15 protein-coding genes and 1 pseudogene are annotated in these 18,118 nt (G+C 54.1%); 3 read left to right on the top strand and 13 right to left on the bottom strand.

Going from position 1 to position 18,118, the window contains the following annotated elements; genetic code table 11:
• Positions 1-21 precede the first annotated feature (21 nt).
• Together EDM54_RS19275 and EDM54_RS19270 are read right to left on the bottom strand one after the other, a co-directional pair.
• Positions 22-420 carry an FxsA family protein gene (locus EDM54_RS19275; protein WP_003387993.1) on the bottom strand — a complete coding sequence of 133 codons (399 nt, stop codon included), beginning with the start codon at positions 418-420 and terminating at the stop codon, positions 22-24.
• A 2-nt stretch (positions 421-422) separates the two neighbouring features.
• Positions 423-854, bottom strand: a complete 432-nt coding sequence (locus tag EDM54_RS19270) for an acyl-CoA thioesterase (RefSeq protein ID WP_003387995.1) — start codon at positions 852-854, stop codon at positions 423-425.
• A 194-nt stretch (positions 855-1,048) separates the two neighbouring features.
• Between EDM54_RS19270 and EDM54_RS27065 the strand changes: the two are divergent.
• Positions 1,049-1,285, top strand: a pseudogene (locus tag EDM54_RS27065) (NIPSNAP family protein); the annotation flags it as partial.
• Positions 1,286-1,336: 51 nt separating this feature from the next.
• Positions 1,337-1,825, top strand: coding sequence for an NUDIX hydrolase (locus EDM54_RS19265; protein ID WP_031932235.1), 489 nt, complete (start codon positions 1,337-1,339; stop codon positions 1,823-1,825).
• A 63-nt stretch (positions 1,826-1,888) separates the two neighbouring features.
• Here the strand turns inward: EDM54_RS19265 and nrdJ are convergent, their stop codons facing one another.
• From nrdJ to EDM54_RS26780, 10 genes are all read right to left on the bottom strand, one after another.
• On the bottom strand, positions 1,889-4,144 hold the full coding sequence (nrdJ, locus tag EDM54_RS19260; RefSeq protein WP_031932234.1) for a ribonucleoside-triphosphate reductase, adenosylcobalamin-dependent: 2,256 nt from the start codon (positions 4,142-4,144) through the stop codon (positions 1,889-1,891).
• A gap of 460 nt (positions 4,145-4,604) precedes the next feature.
• The gene (gene pyk / locus EDM54_RS19250; protein ID WP_003387999.1) at positions 4,605-6,359 is read right to left on the bottom strand and encodes a pyruvate kinase; all 1,755 of its coding nucleotides are present in this window, start codon (positions 6,357-6,359) and stop codon (positions 4,605-4,607) included.
• 31 nt (positions 6,360-6,390) lie between these two features.
• The gene (gene pfkA, locus EDM54_RS19245) at positions 6,391-7,350 is read right to left on the bottom strand and encodes a 6-phosphofructokinase (RefSeq protein ID WP_003388000.1); all 960 of its coding nucleotides are present in this window, start codon (positions 7,348-7,350) and stop codon (positions 6,391-6,393) included.
• 220 nt (positions 7,351-7,570) lie between these two features.
• On the bottom strand, positions 7,571-8,527 hold the full coding sequence (gene accA / locus EDM54_RS19240) for an acetyl-CoA carboxylase carboxyl transferase subunit alpha (protein ID WP_024983173.1): 957 nt from the start codon (positions 8,525-8,527) through the stop codon (positions 7,571-7,573).
• A gap of 2 nt (positions 8,528-8,529) precedes the next feature.
• Positions 8,530-9,438 (bottom strand): acetyl-CoA carboxylase, carboxyltransferase subunit beta, encoded by a 909-nt coding sequence (gene accD, locus EDM54_RS19235; RefSeq protein WP_003388003.1) that lies wholly within the window; start codon positions 9,436-9,438, stop codon positions 8,530-8,532.
• 21 nt (positions 9,439-9,459) lie between these two features.
• Positions 9,460-9,642: a hypothetical protein gene (locus EDM54_RS19230; protein ID WP_003388005.1), complete on the bottom strand. Its 183-nt coding sequence runs from the start codon at positions 9,640-9,642 to the stop codon at positions 9,460-9,462.
• 85 nt (positions 9,643-9,727) lie between these two features.
• On the bottom strand, positions 9,728-10,399 hold the full coding sequence (locus EDM54_RS19225; protein WP_003388006.1) for a FadR/GntR family transcriptional regulator: 672 nt from the start codon (positions 10,397-10,399) through the stop codon (positions 9,728-9,730).
• Positions 10,400-10,490: 91 nt separating this feature from the next.
• Positions 10,491-11,735, bottom strand: a complete 1,245-nt coding sequence (ystJ, locus tag EDM54_RS19220; RefSeq protein WP_003388007.1) for an NADP-dependent malic enzyme — start codon at positions 11,733-11,735, stop codon at positions 10,491-10,493.
• 156 nt (positions 11,736-11,891) lie between these two features.
• Positions 11,892-15,320 carry a DNA polymerase III subunit alpha gene (locus EDM54_RS19215; protein ID WP_024983171.1) on the bottom strand — a complete coding sequence of 1,143 codons (3,429 nt, stop codon included), beginning with the start codon at positions 15,318-15,320 and terminating at the stop codon, positions 11,892-11,894.
• A gap of 255 nt (positions 15,321-15,575) precedes the next feature.
• Positions 15,576-15,668, bottom strand: coding sequence for a putative holin-like toxin (locus EDM54_RS26780; protein ID WP_221175480.1), 93 nt, complete (start codon positions 15,666-15,668; stop codon positions 15,576-15,578).
• A 181-nt stretch (positions 15,669-15,849) separates the two neighbouring features.
• Here EDM54_RS26780 and EDM54_RS19210 point away from each other — a divergent pair, with 181 nt between their 5' ends.
• Positions 15,850-16,161, top strand: coding sequence for a YtpI family protein (locus EDM54_RS19210; protein WP_003388009.1), 312 nt, complete (start codon positions 15,850-15,852; stop codon positions 16,159-16,161).
• A gap of 443 nt (positions 16,162-16,604) precedes the next feature.
• On the opposite strand, the gene EDM54_RS19205 is transcribed toward EDM54_RS19210, so the two are convergent.
• Complete coding sequence (locus tag EDM54_RS19205) at positions 16,605-17,915, bottom strand: DRTGG domain-containing protein (RefSeq protein WP_003388010.1); 1,311 nt, start codon at positions 17,913-17,915, stop codon at positions 16,605-16,607.
• Positions 17,916-18,118 lie beyond the last annotated feature (203 nt).

Genomic DNA, 18,118 nt, shown 5'->3' with positions numbered 1-18,118 from the left:
TTTTTGCTTGTTTTTATGATGTCAGCGCCGGAAGAAGAAATGAACCCGCCCGGAAGAGATCAGCGACCACAGCCATCTTTTTATGAAGTGGCGAATAATCATCCGTGTATAGGGAACAAGGAAAATGACTCCGACAACATCGGAAAAGAAGCCTGGCATCAAGAGCATAATCCCGCCTGAGAGCACCAGCGCTCCGTCAATCAGGGTCTCTGTAGGCATTTGGCCTCGGGAGAGCTGCAGCTGGAGCATCCGCATGACCTGCAGCCCCTGCTGCTTGGCCAGCCACGCTCCGACAAAGCCGGTCAAAATCACCAGCGCGATCGTATACCATGGACCGATCACCTTTCCGACCGCGATCAGCCCCCAGAGCTCTACCGCGGGAACGACGATAAACAGAACAAGCAATATGCGAAAAAGCATGGCTATTTCCCCCCAGCACACCGCTCTTCCAGCAGCGCGTATACCTCCGGCACCACGCGGGCCAGCCGGATCGGCTTCATCTCCATCGTTGTAAACGCATGCTTGGTCTTGCCTGCAACGAGCAGTTGTTCGTCAGCCACCCGGTATATTTCATAACCGAACGTCAATCGGACCATAGACAGCTCCTCCAGCTGCGTCCTGATTTCCACCCAGTCATCGTACCGTGCCGGCTGCTTATACGATAACGAGACGTCTGTAACGGGCAAAAGGATTCCCTTTTCCTCCAGACTCCGATAGGTCACGCCAGTCTCGCGAATAAATTCAGTCCGTCCCACTTCAAACCAATTGAGGTAGTTCGCATGGTAGACCACTCCCATCTGGTCCGTTTCACTGTACCGAACACGTATCCGATGCGTATAAACAGTCGAGTTCAACGCGATCGCCCCTTTCTATCCTTATTGTATCACAGACAACACCTTTTCTACTTCTTTTGCCGACTCGATTATCGGCGTCGCCCTTTCGTCATTCCGCTTCTTTCCCAACCCGGCGGCTCCATCCGGGAAACGGTTTTTGCACTGTTGCGTCTATCATACAGTTGGAAAAAATAGAAAAAGAGAGAAGGGATCAAATGCTGTACCGCCGACGTACCTATCAAATTGATCCAGCCAGACAAGCGGCATTTCAGTCATTTTTCCAAGAATACCTGCTCCCTGCCCAGCTCAAGCACGGTGCCCGGCTGGTCGGACGATGGTCGACAGAGCGCGGCGACGAAGTGACTGCCATCTGGGAGTACGACAGCATGGAAGCGTATGAAAGAATCGAGAACGCTGTCAAGTCTGACGAACTGCATCGCCTGGCTCAAGAAAAGCGCAACAGCCTCGAACCGTTGTACCTGTCATGCAAACAGGACTTCCTGATTCCTGCCAGCACCTACAACCCGCCCAAGCACATCGTGGCAGCTTTCGGCTATATCACGAACGACGACGGCGAGGTCCTCCTGGTGAAGGCCCGAAATCGTCAGGATACATGGGAGCTGCCCGGCGGACAGGTAGAGGTCGGCGAGAGTCTGCTGGATGCTGTCATCAGGGAAATCAGAGAGGAATCCGGCATCGAAGCCCGGCTCACGGGCATCACCGGAGTCTATCACAACGTAAGCAGCGCCATCGTCGCTGTCGGCTTTCGCGGAGTCGCCATCGGGGGCTGCTTGCAGACATCGGAGGAGACCACAGATGTCCGTTTTGTCAAACTGACAGAGGAAAACCTGCATGAATACATCACCCGTCCCCAACTGGCCAGCCGTACGCTCGACGCCCTGACAAAAGGCTCTATCTGCTTGGAGATGTTTCGGCTGTCCCCCTATGAGCTGATCTACCGGATGGAAGAACCGACAGCCGCACCGCAATAGCAAAAACCGGAGCAGAACGATTGCGCCGTTCTGGCTCCGGTTTCTTCATATCCATGTATGCGATTAACGAATCGGGCAAGCCCCTGTCTCGCACGAATCTGCCGTCGAAAGATCGGAGTCTCCCCCTCTTTCGAACATTTGCAGAATCGCCGGATCAAACGGCTTCATGCTCGCCTTGAGCGCTTCGTACTGTTCTTTCGTGCACGCTTCGTAAGGCGCCAGTTGATAGGTTCCTCCGTCCAGCTGCAGGAAGGATACCCCGACGAAGTTGTCCCAATTGCTGTAGACGATCTCCTCTACCTCGTCCCACTCCTCTGGACGGACGGTAATGGTGTTGGACGAGTTGTGCTCCGTGTACTCTTTTTGGAAACGGAAGTAGGTGTCAAACTGGCGTTTGGCGTTTACTTCATTTTTCGTCTCGCGCGCACCGGAAGCAACCGGGAAATCGATTACCAGCGTACGGGCATTAGCCATGCGCTCCTCATGGGTTTCCCCAGGCGTCCCCACCTCGGGATGAACCGTCCAGCCCAAAGTCTGAACCGCTTTTGCCAACGGATCTTCGGCATTGATCCGAATCCGGCGAATGTAGTACGGAGAATGCGACCAGTGCAGACCGCTGGACACGCCTCCAGCTACCTGGGAGAGCGTTCCTTCCGGCTTTACTGTTGTCACCAGCAGCGGCGAGTTGACTCGCAGCTCATATGCATAACGGTCGGCCTCTTCGCGGGCTGCATTGCCGAGCAGGCGGAGCAGCTCGACTTCTTGTTCCTCCGTATATCCCAGCGATGCGATCGCATCCTTGACGCCTGTCAGAGAGGTTCCCAGCAGTCTGTCGCGCTGTTGAACGACATCCCAGTGAGGCAATTCGAGCGTCACCAGAGTCATGCGCAGGCCGGCACGTGCCGATTTGCGCTGTGCATCCAGAAGTCCGTCCAGATCGAGGTATTTGGAGCCGTCCGGACTCTCTTTTACAAATTGGACCAGGTTGACAGTCGTCAGGTTGCACACGCCGTAAGAGTCCAGCAGGATTTCGGCGCAAGGATTGAGGCCTTCCGCATTCGGACGGCGGCGGTTGGCTTCCTCCAGATTGACGAAGCCCGGTTCGCCCTCCAGCTGCATCATCGTGAATACGAGATGCAGGAACTCGCGGCTCGGCATTTGGTTGAACGCGATCGAGTTGTTGGACATGCGGCGGTGATCCAGACCGAAACGGCCGTCGCCCACCTTTTGGATGTTGTCAAACCAGGAAGGCTTTTTGTCGCCGAGCAGCTCTCCCACTTTTTGGTGATGGGCGATCTGCTGCTCTGTCCAGAAGCCGTTGATGCCGTATTTGGCAAACAGGCACTCATAGTCATCGTGGTCGAACAGGAAGATCTCTGCCGTACGGCGAACGCCGCCCACAACGACGTTTGCGCCGATCAGATTGCCGATATCGAGGACGTGGATCGGGCGAATCTTGCCGTAGCCTTTCTCGTCGACTTCGATCGGATCAAGGGAAGCGTCAATCTGGTTTTTCAGCACCTTGTCGATGCCTTCGAACATTTCGCGAAGCGGTTCATGGCCGCTGGCAGTTCCGCCAAAACGCTTCAGGCGCTCGCCTTTTGGCCGTACGCTGTTATAGGAAATCTTGACAGTATGAATTTGCTCATATGCAGGGTCGGTCAAAATATGCAGATAGTGGCGGAGCGATTCGACCCAGCCTTCCTTGCTGTCGCCAACGTAAATTTTGGCGTATCCGTTCCCCAGCACCTTCAGCTCGGAGCGCTCCAGTCGCTGATGCATCGGCAGCGGCTTGTACTCGGAAGAAAGCAGAGTGACATTCGTCCGGATCGGAGCCAAGCCTTCAGCCATTTGCTTTGTGCACTTGAAGCCCACTCCTGTTCCCACCAGCAGCAGGTAAAAGAGGTCGCACAAATCTTCCCAGGATTTGATGTTCAGGAAGGAGCAGTTGAAATTGGCCAGCGGATACAGATCGGCTACGCCATTTTCCGCGCCGCCAACCCAAAGTGTGCGTCCGGACAGGAATTGCTTCAGGTTGAACATGTTGTCAAACAGACCCTCGGCCTCTGTCTCCAATTCACGCAGATCAGGGGTGAGTCCGATTTTAATCATATGCTGGTAAGCCAGCTTCATATTGTAGTCGATCGAACGACGGCAGGTTTCTTTCCACGTCTCGCGTCTGCCGAGCTCAGGGATAAACCGGGAGTAGGTGCGATAGTAGACAAATTGCCCCAACGGGTTCATATGTAACGGAAAATCCGGGTATTGATTCAGGAAATCATCCCGCAGAAAACGGGTTCTTGTTTCTGTTGCCAGCATTTCGGTTCCTCCTTCTGATATAGCCAAACTACGTCCGATGTACCTGTCCGTAGCTACGCGCTTGTGCCCACATCTTGTCTTGCAATCTCTCTTTCTAGTTAACTATGTTTCCCCCAAAAACACAATAGATTTTTCTATATATTGTGCGAAAGATTTTTCGACAACACAATATATTGTGTTTTCCGCAAAAAACAGGACTTGACAAGCTTTTGCTGACAGACGATCAAGAGCAGGCGAAAATCCAATTTTACCAGATAAAATTGTGATTGGCACCCCTCGTCCGATAGGAACATATTCCTAATTGGACAAGCGTGCGACACAAAATACTCACTTCCTGCCTCGAACAAACCATACTTTTCTCCTATAGACTACCAGCGGAAGATAGACAACAAGCACGACAAAGAGAGGGTACATATCGGCACCCTCTCCCCATTATATGGAAAACACTTTTGCCTAGTTCCTACAGTACGCGTGCATGTCCGGTGTAAATGTGGCCACGCTCTGCATCAACAGTCACGGTTTGACCGTCTTTCAGCAAGTCCGTAACCTTTTTGACGCCTACGATGACCGGTACGTTGAGGTTCAACCCGACGATTGCGGCATGGGACGTTAGTCCTCCCTCTTCCGTAATAACTGCCCCCGCTTTTTCAAATGCAGGCACCATATCGGAGTCTGTCCCGATCATCACGAGAACGCTCCCCGCTTCGGTCTTTTCCAATGCTTCAGCAGCCGAACGGGCAACGACAACCTTGCCACTCACGATTTTGCGGCCGATTCCCTGCCCTTTCGCTACAATGTCGCCAATTACGTGGATTTTCATCAGATTGGTGGTTCCGACCTCCCGTACCGGAACGCCTGCCGTAATCACGACCAAATCGCCGTGGCGAACGAAGCCGGCCTCCAGTGATTTCTGCACGGACAGCTCCAGCATCTCATCCGTTGTATTGGCTACTGTTCCGAGCACCGGATACACACCGTTGACCAGGGCCAGTCGGCGCATGACGCTCTCATGCGGAGTGACCGCCACGATCGGGGCCTTCGGACGATATTTGGACACCATTCGGGCAGTGTGTCCGCTTTCGGTAGCCGTAATCACCGCTGCCGCGTCCAGATCCAGCGCCGCATTTGACACCGCCTGGCTGATGGCGTCCGTGATCGTCACCTGTTTTTGCACCGCGTGAGCAAACAGAATTTCCCGGTAGTTCAGCTCTTGTTCCGCTCTGACCGCGATCCGGTTCATCGTCTCCACAGACTCGACCGGATACTTCCCTGCTGCCGTTTCGCCGGAGAGCATGATCGCGTCGGTGCCGTCAAAGATGGCGTTCGCCACATCGCTTGCCTCGGCCCTTGTCGGACGCGGGTTCCGCTGCATGGAATCGAGCATTTGGGTAGCGGTAATCACCGGTTTCCCCAGATCGTTGCATTTCTTGATCAGCTGTTTCTGTACGAGCGGCACTTCTTCTGCCGGAATCTCGACGCCAAGGTCGCCGCGCGCCACCATCAAGCCGTCGGCAACAGCGAGAATTTCATCGACATTGTCTACGCCTTCCTGGTTCTCGATCTTGGCGATGATGTCGATTTTGGCATGATGACGCTCCAAAATCTCGCGGATTTCCAGAATGTCCGATGCCTTGCGGACAAACGAAGCTGCGATAAAATCTACGCCTTGCTCGATGCCGAACACAATATCCTGTGCGTCCTTCTCCGTAATGCCCGGCAGATTGATCTTGACGCCGGGCACATTGACACCCTTTTTGCTCTTCAGTGTACCGCCGTTTTTGATCTCGCACACAATTTCGTTGCCTTCTACTTTTTCTACAAAAAGTCCGATCAAGCCGTCGTCGATCAGGATCGTGTCTCCAGCCTTTACGTCGCGGGGAAGCTCCGCATATGTAATGGAGACGCGTTCGGCTGTGCCTGCCACTTCCTCTGTCGTCAGGATCATCCGATTCCCTTCGACCAGCTCGACAGAGTCTACACCGAGTGTGCCTGTCCGAATCTCCGGCCCTTTGGTATCCAGCAGGATCGCTACCTGTTTGCCTGTCTCCTCGCACGCACGGCGAATATTCACGATGCGCGCGGCGTGCTCTTCATGCGAGCCGTGGGAAAAATTTAGCCGAGCTACGTTCATTCCTGCGTGAATCAGTTTTTTCAGCGTCTCGACTGATTCGCTGGCAGGTCCAATGGTACAAACGATTTTTGCTTTACGTAACACAAGAAGTCCCTCCTAAGCTATGTGCTCCCGATTAAATGGAGAGCGTACGTGCCAATTGATAGATGGATAAGTCAAGCTGATGCTTTTGTGAAAGTGCTTCCTGGAAATCGACGTCGACGATCACATTGTTGCGAATGCCTACCATGCGGTCCCGTTTTCCTTCGATCAGCAGATCGACCGCTGCAGCTCCCATTCGGCTGGCGAGCATCCGGTCAAATGCAGTCGGCGAGCCTCCCCGCTGAATATGGCCAAGCACGGTTACACGCGTCTCCAGGCCGGTCAGCCTTTTGATCTCGTCAGCGTAATAATTCGCGCTGCCTACGCCTTCTGCCACGATGATGATCGTATGTTTTTTCCCGCGGCGGTGTCCCGATTCGAGCCGCTCTACGATATCCTCGATATCATTCTCCGCTTCTGGGATCAAAATAGACTCCGCCCCGGCTGCGAGACCTGCCCACAGGGCAATATCTCCGGCATCCCTGCCCATCACTTCAATGATGTAGGTACGCTCATGCGATGTGGCTGTGTCCCTGATCTTGTCAATGGCTTCGACAACTGTATTCAATGCGGTATCAAAACCGATGGTGAAGTCCGTGCAAGGGATATCGTTGTCGATTGTGCCGGGAATACCGATTGTCCTGACACCCTTTTCGGACATTTTCTGGGCCCCCCGGAAGGAACCGTCACCGCCAATGACGATCAATCCTTCGATTCCGCGTCTGTTCAGTTGATCCACCGCTTTTTGCTGCCCGACTTCGGTCTTGAATTCTTCACTTCGCGCTGAATAGAGGATGGTTCCGCCGCGGTGGATGATATCACCGACCGAGCCCAGCGTCATTTCCTGTATATCGCCATACATCAAACCCTCGTAGCCATGATACACGCCATACATTTGAATCCCGTGGTACGCGGCTCGCCTGACTGCTGCGCGCACGGCTGCGTTCATGCCGGGTGCATCCCCGCCGCTGGTTAAAACTGCAATTTTCTGCATGGAAACCACCTCATCCATTCTTTCCGTCATTAGGATGCCTTGAAACCAAAACAGTATGTACGATATTCCCTTTCTTACACGCTGTATTAGTCACAAGGACATATCTGTTACACTCACGGGAGCAATGTGCTATACTTTTAGAAAGATCTGACAAGTCCCGGTTACGAATACGATTGTATCAGATTTTATCGACAGAAAAAAGCAAAAAGCGCCCCCCATTTTAGAGGGAGGCGTAAGAACCGATCTGTTTAAATTTCTCGTAACGATCCTGTATCAATTCTTCTGGACTGAGCTGTTCTAGCTGTTTCAGCCCTTCCAGCAGCTTGGCCTTGACGAGAGAAGCTTGCAGCATCACATCGCGGTGAGCGCCGCCAAACGGCTCCTCGATGATGTCCTCGATAACTCCCAGCTCCTTCAGATCGGGAGCCGTGATCTTCATCGTTTCCGCCGCGCGCATCGCCAGACTGGCATCTCTCCACAGAATGGCCGCCGCGCTTTCCGGTGCGATCACGGAGTAATAGGAATTCTCCAGCATATAGACGCGGTTCCCCACTCCGATCGCCAAAGCTCCGCCGCTGCCGCCTTCACCGATCACGACACAGATGATCGGCACGCGAAATCTCGCCATCTCCAACAGGTTGCGGGCAATCGCTTCGCTTTGCCCCCGCTCCTCCGCCGCTTTCCCCGGATACGCCCCCGAGGTGTTGATGAAGCAGATGATCGGACGGCCAAATTTGTCAGCCTGCTGCATGATGCGGAGCGCTTTGCGGTAGCCTTCGGGATGGGCCATACCGAAATTGCGCTTGATGTTGTCCTTTGTATCTTTGCCTTTTTGGTGCCCGACAATGGTAACCGGACGTCCGTCCAGCTTGGCAATGCCCCCGACAATCGCCAGGTCGTCTCCGAATAAACGATCACCGTGCACTTCCAGAAAATCAGTAAAAATATGATCAATGTAGTCCAATGTGGTGGGTCGCTCCGGGTGACGGGCGAGCTGTACGCGCTGCCACGGCGTCAGGCTTCCGTAGATCTGTTCGGCCAAATCCTTGGCCTTCTGCTCCAACCGCGCTACTTCTTCGGAAAAATCAATCCCTTTTTCTTCGGTGAACCTGCGCAATTCCTTGATTTTATCCTGCAACTCCACCAATGGTTTTTCAAAGGGAAGTTCGTTCGCCATCTTTATACTCCCTCCCGAATCGTGTGCATCTCAACGAGCTTGGATAGCGTCGAGCGCATGTCCTTGCGATGCACAACCATATCGAGTTGCCCGTGATTCAGCAAGAACTCGGCTGTTTGAAAGTCTTTTGGCAGCTCCTGACGGATTGTCTGCTCAATTACGCGTCTGCCGGCAAAGCCAATCATCGCTCCAGGCTCGGCAATATTGTAATCGCCAAGGGAAGCAAAGCTGGCAGAGACACCCCCGTAAGTAGGGTTGGTCAGGACAGACACGAACAACTGGCGTTCCCGGTCCAGCTTTGCCAATGCCGCGCTTGTTTTCGCCATCTGCATCAGACTGAGCACGCCTTCCTGCATCCGCGCACCGCCTGAAGCCGAAAAAAGGATAAAGGGAAGCTTGCGCTCTGCAGCCTGTTCGATCGCCCTCGTAATTTTTTCACCGACGACCGAGCCCATGCTGGCCATGCGAAAACGCGAATCCATTACGCCGATAATGACGCGCTGCCCATCCAGAAGCCCTTCGCCTGTCATGATTGCCTCTTTCAGATTCGTCGCTTCCATATCCTTTTCCACTTTTTCCAGGTAGCCTGGGAAGCCAAGCGGGTTGGCTGTCACCAAATCCGTGTCGAATTCTTCGGTCAGCACGCCGTCGTCAAGCAATGCCGCAATGCGCTCCGGCGCCGACATCGAAAAATGGAACTGGCATCCCTTGCAAACGCGGAGATTCTTCTCCAGGTCCTTGGAGTAGTGAATCGTTCCGCAATGCGGACACTTATTCATCAGTCCCTCGGGAACTTCCTTGCCTTTTGTGACGGCTTCGACAGCGCCGTCAGCCTGGGGAGTTCCACGCGATATTGTTTCCGAGGGGACTGTAGCAAATTTGCGCTTTTTACCAAAGAGATCCTTAAGCACAGTTACACCTCACCTTTCCCTTCAGTGAAGGATCGTGCCGAGTACTTCCTGGACTTCGTGTACCTCGCTCTCGGGGACGAGAATCTCGTACTGTTTGGAGACCTTCGCCTCGCGAACCTTTACCAGGAATCCTTCATCTGTCAATCGTTGCTGTATCCGTTCCGCGATTTTTTCGCTGGGAGCGATATAGATGACCGTCCACATGGTGGCTTCCTCCTTGATCGTCCAATACAGGTCTGCATCATCATATCACAGCCCCAGCAACTGCCGCAAATCGGGCCGGGAGAAGTCAGAGCTTGGAGTTTTCCAGATGCTTTCTCATCCGTTCTACAGCCTGCTCCTCGTCTCCTGCTCGTATCGCTTCCATGATCTGACGATGCTCGTTTACTGCTGATCTGGCCCGTCCTTCACGGGAGAGCGATTCACTGCGGACAGAATCGCTGTATTCCACAAGCGGCGCCCAAATCCGGTGGAGGATGGAATTGCGGCTGGAGCGGCAGATTACGCGGTGGAACTGGTAATCCTCTTCAGTCGGAATTTCTCCCTGTTCGATCCGCTCCTCTGCCGCAGCGAGGATCCGCTCCATTTCTTCAAAGTGCTTCGCGGTAGCCCGGCGGCAAGCCATCCGAACCGCATCCAGCTCCAGGACCTGGCGCATCTCAATCAAATCTTTTTTCGTTTTGTAATCCCGGAGGATAAAAAAGCCGAGAATATCAATCAGGCGGTTGTGACGGTAATGCTTTAAAAAGGTGCCTTCTCCCCTGCGGGTTTCGATCAGGCCAAGCAGTTCCAATGCCCGCAGCGCTTCGCGTACAGACGAACGGCCGGCACCCAGCTGCTCGGACAGCTCCCGCTCGGAGGGCAGCTTGTCACCAGGACGCAAATTTTTTTCTTGAACGATCTGATGGATTTGCAGGAGAATGCCTTCGTATACCTTTCTCTCCTGTAGCGAATCAAGCATCCTTTCGCTCCTCCTCCCCGATTGCCTTCGGTGAAGCACCCTCCAAGGATCGCTTTGTCCCGGAGGGTGTTAGTCACATGACGTCCGCAATTTACGCTTTTTGATAGGAAATGGCTGTCAGCGCCGCCGTTTTTTGGCGGATCGCCTCCGGATCGACGGAAAGGCGAGCTACGCCTGTCTCCATCGCCGCTTTTGCCACGGCCGCAGCTACCTGTGGAGCCACGCGCGGGTCAAACGGAGCCGGAATTACCTTGTCCGCAGACAGCTCTTCGGCCGAGATGAGGTCGGCGATGGCGTAAACGGCTGCCAGCTTCATCTCTTCGTTGATTGCTGTTGCGCGCGTATCGAGCGCGCCGCGGAAAATGCCCGGGAATGCGAGTACGTTGTTTACCTGGTTCGGGAAGTCGGAACGGCCCGTACCGACGACAGCCGCCCCAGCCGCTTTCGCCTCTTCCGGCATGATCTCGGGAGTCGGGTTTGCCATCGCGAAGATGATCGCGTCGCGGTTCATCGATTTCACCATTTCCGGCGTGACAGCGCCGGCTACCGAAACGCCGATGAATACGTCAGCGCCCTTCATCGCATCAGCCAGATTTCCTTCCAGCTTTTGGCGGTTGGTGATCTTCGCCATTTCTTCCTTGATCGGGTTCATGCCGAACGTACGGCCTTCGTACACGATGCCTTTGGTGTCGCACATGATGACTTCCTTCACGCCCATGGACAACAGAAGCTTGATGATGGCGATCCCCGCTGCCCCGGCCCCGTTGGCTACGACACGGATTTCTTCCAGCTTTTTGCCGACAACGCGCAGGGCATTGATCAGACCGGCAGCAGTAACGATTGCCGTACCGTGCTGGTCATCGTGGAAGATCGGGATATTGGTCTCGCGCTTCAGGCGCTCTTCTACCTCGAAGCAGGCAGGCGCCGCGATGTCTTCCAGGTTTACCCCGCCAAAGGTCGGCTCCAGCATTTTTACAGTTTCGACGATTTTGTCCACGTCGGTTGTATTCAGGCAGATCGGGAACGCGTCAACGCCTGCGAACGACTTGAACAGGACCGCCTTGCCCTCCATAACCGGCATAGCGGCCTCAGGTCCGATATTGCCCAGTCCGAGTACGGCTGTACCGTCGCTGACAACGGCTACGAGGTTTCCCTTCATGGTGTACTCGTATACTTTCGCCGGGTCGTCGAAAATCTCCTTGCAAGGCTCGGCAACACCTGGGGAATATGCCAGGCTCAGATCGTGCGCATTGCGCACCGGCACCTTGGTTACAGCCTCCAGTTTCCCCTGATGTTTTCTGTGAAGTTCCAGTGCTTCCTCTCGTAAATTGGACACAAGTACCACTCCATTCTTCATTTGTATGTATGTTTGGGCTATCTATACTGAACCTGCGCTTAGTGGTCAGACCACTTTTTTAAATTATGTTCTCATTATAGCAAAACCGTTTCTCCTGTAAACCTCTCGAAATCGGCAAAAAAGGGAGGACTTTGGTCATCCTCCCCCGTTTACGGGCAATTCTTTTTGAATTACGCTGTCACGTCCCACAATTTCTCGCGCTTGCTCCAAAAATGACTCGTCCACCTCTACCCGAATGGCATCCGGAAGGCGAATTGTCCGTCTTTTCCCCTCGTAGTACAGAACGACGGGAATCGTACCTCTTTTTTCGACAAAAAGGCGCTGCAGGCTGTGAAGCGTCGAATCATGCTCCTGCTCTGCCGATATTTTGACAAACAACACGGGTTCCATGGATGGCTTGGGCAGCGAGGCGGCATCCCAAAAGCGGTTGGCAATCAGCTTCACGATGTCGTCCTGATGATCGATCCGCGCCTCTGCTACGACGACCTGCTCTTTTTTCAACAGCTCCGCGTATTTGGCATACACCTTTGGAAAGACAACGGTCTCCACCTGGGCTGTCTTGTCCTCTAGCATGAGAAACGCCATCGGCTCCCCTTTTTTGGTCTGGATGCGCTTTTCCTCCGTAATCATGCCGACGATCTTGACGGTCTGCTCCCGGGAACATTCGGACAGAGCCGATACGGCGTGCACCTCCGGCCGGTTGAAGAGATGCGAATACTGATCCAGCGGATGGCCGGACAGATAGACGCCGAGCAGATCGCGCTCCTCCTTCAGCTGCTGGCTGCTGGAAAAAGGCGGCACCTCCGGATATTCCGACGGCTGACGGAGGGAATCCGCTTCGCTGTCTCCGGCAAACAGGTTGAGCTGGTCGGCATCCCGTTCGCTTCGCTTGCTTGTCGCCTTGCCCATCGCCTCGTCCAGGAGCACCATCAACTGGCTCCGGTGTCCCGGCAGCGAGTCCAGCGCGCCGCAAAGGATCAATGATTCGACGACCCTCCTGTTGACCAGTCGTCCGTCCACCCGGGCACAGAAGTCAAACAAGTCGCGGTACGGCCGTTTTGCCCGCTCCCGCACAATCGATTCAATCGCTCCGTAGCCGACGTTCTTGACGGCTGCAAGGCCAAAGCGGATGGCATCGCGGCTGACCGTAAAGTAAGCCTCGCTTTCATTTACATCAGGCGGCAATACCTGCAAATGCAGGCGGCGCGCCTCCTCCGTGTACTCCGCAATTCTCGTCTGGCTGCCGATGGACAGCGAAAGGAGGGCAGCCATGAACGCGAGCGGATAGTTGGCCTTGAGATAGGCCATGTGATAGGCAATCATCGCATAAGCGACGGAATGGGCTTTATTGAATCCGTAATCGGCAAAACGGACGATCAAATCGTAAATCTCGTGGCCAAGCTTCTCCCCGTAGCCTTGGCGGATACAGCCGGCGACGAACTTTTCCCGCTGCTCGTTTAACAGCTCCCGCTTTTTCTTGCCCACGGCGCGCCGCAGTATATCCGCTTCGCCCAGACTAAAGCCAGCCAGTCGGGAGGAAATCTGCATGATCTGCTCCTGGTAGATCATGAAGCCATGCGTTTCCCTCAGAATCGGCTCCAGATCGGGATGAGCATACTGAACGGAGCTCTCTTTGTGTTTGGCCCGGATGTACTGCGGGATAATCTCCATCGGCCCCGGACGGTACAGCGCCAGTACGGCGATGATGTCATCGAGTCCGGTCGGCTTCAGGTCCCGCAAAACATTGCGAAAGCCGGTCGACTCCAACTGAAAGACACCGGTCGTCTCTCCGCGGCTGAGCATCTGGAATGTCTTCGGATCGTCCGGCGGAATGTTCTCCAGGTCCACGTCTACGCCAGCCTGGCGCAAATGCCGAAGCGCTTCCTGAATAATGGTAAGGTTGCGCAGGCCGAGAAAATCCATTTTCAACAGCCCGATTTCCTCCAAATCCTCCATCGGAAACTGTGTCAGGGCCAAGCCTTCACTGCCTGTCTGCAGCGGGACATACGCAGTCAACGGTTCAGGGGCAATAACCACTCCCGCCGCATGCGTGGAGGCGTGACGCGGCAGCCCCTCTACTCCCTTGGCCGTCTCGATCAACTGGCGTGCCTGGACATTTTCCGCACACAGCTTGCCGAGGTCCGGATTGAGCTGGAACGCTTTGTCGATCGTCATTCCCGGCGACTGCGGGATCATTTTCGCCACGCGGTCTACCAGTGCCAGCGACATGCCCAGCGCCCTGCCTGTGTCGCGGACCGCTGCACGGGCGGCCATCGTTCCAAAGGTAATGATCTGGGCAACGCGGTCACGTCCGTATTTGTCCGCTACATAGTGGATCACTTCATCCCGCCGCTCCACGGAAAAATCGATGTCGATATCAGGCATCGTGACCCGCTCGGGATTGAGAAACCGCTCAAACAAGAGGTTGAACGCAATCGGGTCGACATTCGTGATCTTGAGGGCGTAGGCGACCAGACTGCCCGCCGCCGATCCCCTTCCCGGTCCCGTCGCGATTCCTGCTTCATGAGCAAAACGCATGAAGTCCCACACGATCAGAAAGTAGTCCGTAAAGCCTGTGCGGGTAATGATGGACAGCTCATGATCGAGCCGTTCGCGGATTTCATCCGTCATCGTCCCGTAACGCTCGATGCAGCCCCGCTCGCACAGCTCGCGCAAATATGCTGTCGGATCCTGTCCTTCCTCCAGCGGATATTTCGGCAGGATGTGCTGTCCAAACGACAATTCCCATTGGCAGCGCTCCGCAATCTCTACCGTATTGGCCAGTGCACCAGGCACATGGGCAAACAGCTTGGCCATCTCCTCGCCGCTTTTCAGATAGTACTGGTCCGTCTCGTAGCGGAAACGGTTTTCTTCATCGACCGTTTTTCCCTGTCCGATCGCCAGCAAAATATCATGCTCGCGGTGCTGCTTTTGGTAGACGTAATGGACGTTGTTCGTGACCACGAGCGGCAGTCCCAGCTCATGACCGAGTCTGAGCAGGCGCTGATTGAGGCGGCGCTCGATCTCCAGCCCGTGATCCTGCAGCTCCAGATAAAAATGCTGCGGGCCGTATACATCCCGGTACCACAAAGCTGCCCGTTTGGCCTCCTCCGCATCGCCAGACAGCAGAGCTCTGGCCACCTCTCCTTCCCTGCAGCCGCTAAGAGCGATCAAGCCTTGCCTATGCTTCGCCAGCGCCTCTTTATTCAAACGGGGCAAAATAAAATGACCATCCGTGCCTGCGATTGTGGCCAGCTTTAAAAGATTGGCGTACCCTTCCTGATTTTCTGCCAGCAAGACCAGATGGCTGGGCGGCGGCGCACTCCGGACCCGATCCTGAAGGTTTCCTTCTATTACATAGACCTCCATCCCGATGATCGGCTTGATCCCCGCTTCTTTACAGGCCTTGTAAAAGGGGACAGCCGCATACAAATTGGCATGGTCCGTCACAGCCAACGCTTTCATTCCCAGCTCTGCGGCTCGCTGCACCAGCTTCTCCACTCGTGCCGCCCCGTCGAGCAAACTGTATTCCGTATGCACATGCAAATGCACAAAGGGGGTCATCTCGATTCTCCCTTTCCTGCTTTCCCGTCTTCTTTTTCTTTCTCTCTTCATTATAACGAAGTGGTTCCCGATAAAAAACGCTTCGGTCAAAGACCCCGCATCCGCGCGGCCTGCCTTTACAATCACGCGTGCGGAAGGTATAGTGAAAGAAAAGGACCGAAGCGTTGCCGCGCTCCGGTCAAGTACAATCGGTGCCCGCAGAGGAGCGGCCCGCCGGAAAGAGGTAGCTCGCCGAAAAGATCCGTCAGGTGCGAGCTACTTCTTTTTGTTGCTCAGATCATGGGTGACGAGTAGAACGACCAGGGAACCGAAAGACAGCATAAGACTGATGGCTTCGAATACAGTCATGGCATCACCCCCCTTCCTTCCAAAGTGGGGATGAGCTCGCTGCCCCTGGCAAGCTGTCCGGATTGTACAAGAAAATTATACCACAAAGTATAACCAGAACAAACATTCCCATACCCGATTTGACCTGTTTTGCAAACTTTAGTAGGATTATCCTAGATTCCAGGAGAGGATGAATCCATTTATGTGGTTTGCTACCTATATGACGGGCGTGATCGCATCGTTGGTGGCCAGCGTCTATTACAGCGTGACAGCCCGTCAGCGAGGCATTCACCCGCTCGTCTCCAGAATGACGCTCGGCAAAATGAATATATCGCTCGGGGTATTGGTCACCTTGTTCGGGTTGAACCAATTTTCCTTTGATGAGCTGGACAAGATTCGGATCTTTGTCGCTTTGCTGCTCCTGTTCGTCGGAGTGATCAATCTGGTCCTGGGCACACGCAACTATCTCCGCTATCGGGCTGCCTGGCAGGCGGAAGTGAAGAAAAGCTCCTGACCATGGTGGAGCTGTAAGCTTTGGGGCTTGCGCGCCTTATCCTTTTAAAACGGGAAGCTTTTCCTTTATTCCCATCCGTTTTTTCTGGCTAAACGTTTTTTTCTTGCGCTATAATGGGCGTGTGTGACATTCTATGCTTCAGACAACCGGAGAGCTGTGCCGACGGTTGTCCTTTTTATTTTCTTGGAAACGATTTCCACTCTCGTTCGTAATACATAGCAAAACGAAACTGTTATGCAGGGGGGCTTGGACTGTATGCGCAAGCAATCACCGAATCATTTACTGCTCTACCTGGGGTATGGACTGATCGGTTTCTTCGGCTTTCTGGTGTTCGTTGGCATCATCAACTTCCTCCTCAGCAGCGCCAGATAAATATTTGCGAGAAAAAAGGAAGGCGAGCATGTAGGCTCCCTTCCTTTTTGTTTCATCTATTCGGTTCGATCCTACCGGTCAATAATCTGTGCAGTCACCATCGCCTGCCCTACCATTTGCTCTCCTTGATAGACGGACACTTCGACTTTCCCGAAGCGCCGGCTGATGTCGAGCAGACGCGGACGGACGTGAATCCGGCTCTCCATCTGAACCGGCTTCAAGAAGTAGACGGTGATGTTTTCCGGCACCATATCCCCTTTTCGGTGGATGCGCAGCAGGTTGCAGCCGACCTCAGCGATCACGGTCGTCATGATGCCGCTGGCGATTGTCCCCAGATGGTTGGTCATTTGAGGCGTAACCTCTCCCGTATAGACGATATCCTCACCCTGCCGCTCTTCGCGGAAATGGGACATGATCAAATTGGGGAAGGTCTCGCTCATCTGCGGCTGCTTGGCCGTGTACTGGAGCGCTTTCAACACGTCGTTGCGGCTCAGCACCCCGACCAGCTTGCGGTAATTGTCCACCACCGGCAACAGCTCGATTCCTTCCCACACCATCGTATGGGCGGAAGACGCAACAGAGACTCGCGGCGAAGTGGTAATCGGATTTTTCGTCATCACCTTGTCGATAGAGGCCGTTTGATCGTGGCCGATGATGTCCTTGGACGTCACGATTCCGATCAAGCGCATCTGCTCGTCCACGACCGGAAAACGCGTATCGTGGTACAGCTCCGTATACTGATGCCACTTGGCTACCGGATCGGTAGGCAGCAATACCGGCGTCTCTGCCAACGGCTTCAAAATATCTTCGACCATTACGATCTCTTTTTTGATCAGCCTGTCGTAAATGGCCCGGTTAATCATGGCGGCGACTGTAAATGTGTCGTAGCTCGACGAGATGATCGGCAGCGCCAGGCGGTCCGCCAGCTGCTTTACCTCTTCACTTGTATCGAAGCCGCCGGTAATCAAGACAGCAGCCCCTTGCTGCAGCGCGATTTTATGTGCTTGATAGCGGTTGCCGACCAAAAGAAGGCTGCCCGCATCGATATAGCGCATCATCGCTTCCAGCTGCATGGCGCCGATGACGAATTTGTTCAGCGTCTTGTGCAGTCCTTCCCGGCCCCCGAGTACGTGGCCATCGACGATGTTGACGACTTCGGCAAACGTCAGCCGCTCAATGTTTTCCTTTTGCTTTTTCTCGATCCGGACCGTCCCGACACGCTCAATCGTGCTTACATATCCTTGTGTCTCCGCTTCCTTGATGGCACGGTAAGCCGTTCCCTCGCTGACATCCAGATCTTTGGCGATTTGGCGCACCGAAATTTTTGACCCGATCGGTAACTTGTCTATATATTGAAGGATTTGTTCATGTTTGGTTGCCATCTGTTTCGTGCCCCCCTCCCCTTTCTCCATACACGCAATCTCCTTGGAACAATATACCCGATGAGCGGACAAAAAAAAAGGGTAGCTTTTCGGCTACTCCGGCAGAAAGTATATCATTAAGGGGGTTTTCATCGTGTCTTTATCTTACCCCTGGAATATTACAGGATGATTACAAGCCGTTTACAGTTTCGTTTCAATGTGAC

Origin of the sequence: Brevibacillus borstelensis (assembly GCF_003710865.1) — a bacterium.
Classification (GTDB): domain Bacteria; phylum Bacillota; class Bacilli; order Brevibacillales; family Brevibacillaceae; genus Brevibacillus; species Brevibacillus borstelensis.
The sequence above is the reverse complement of the archived record's forward strand: the minus strand, read 5'-3'. Positions and strand labels throughout refer to the sequence as shown.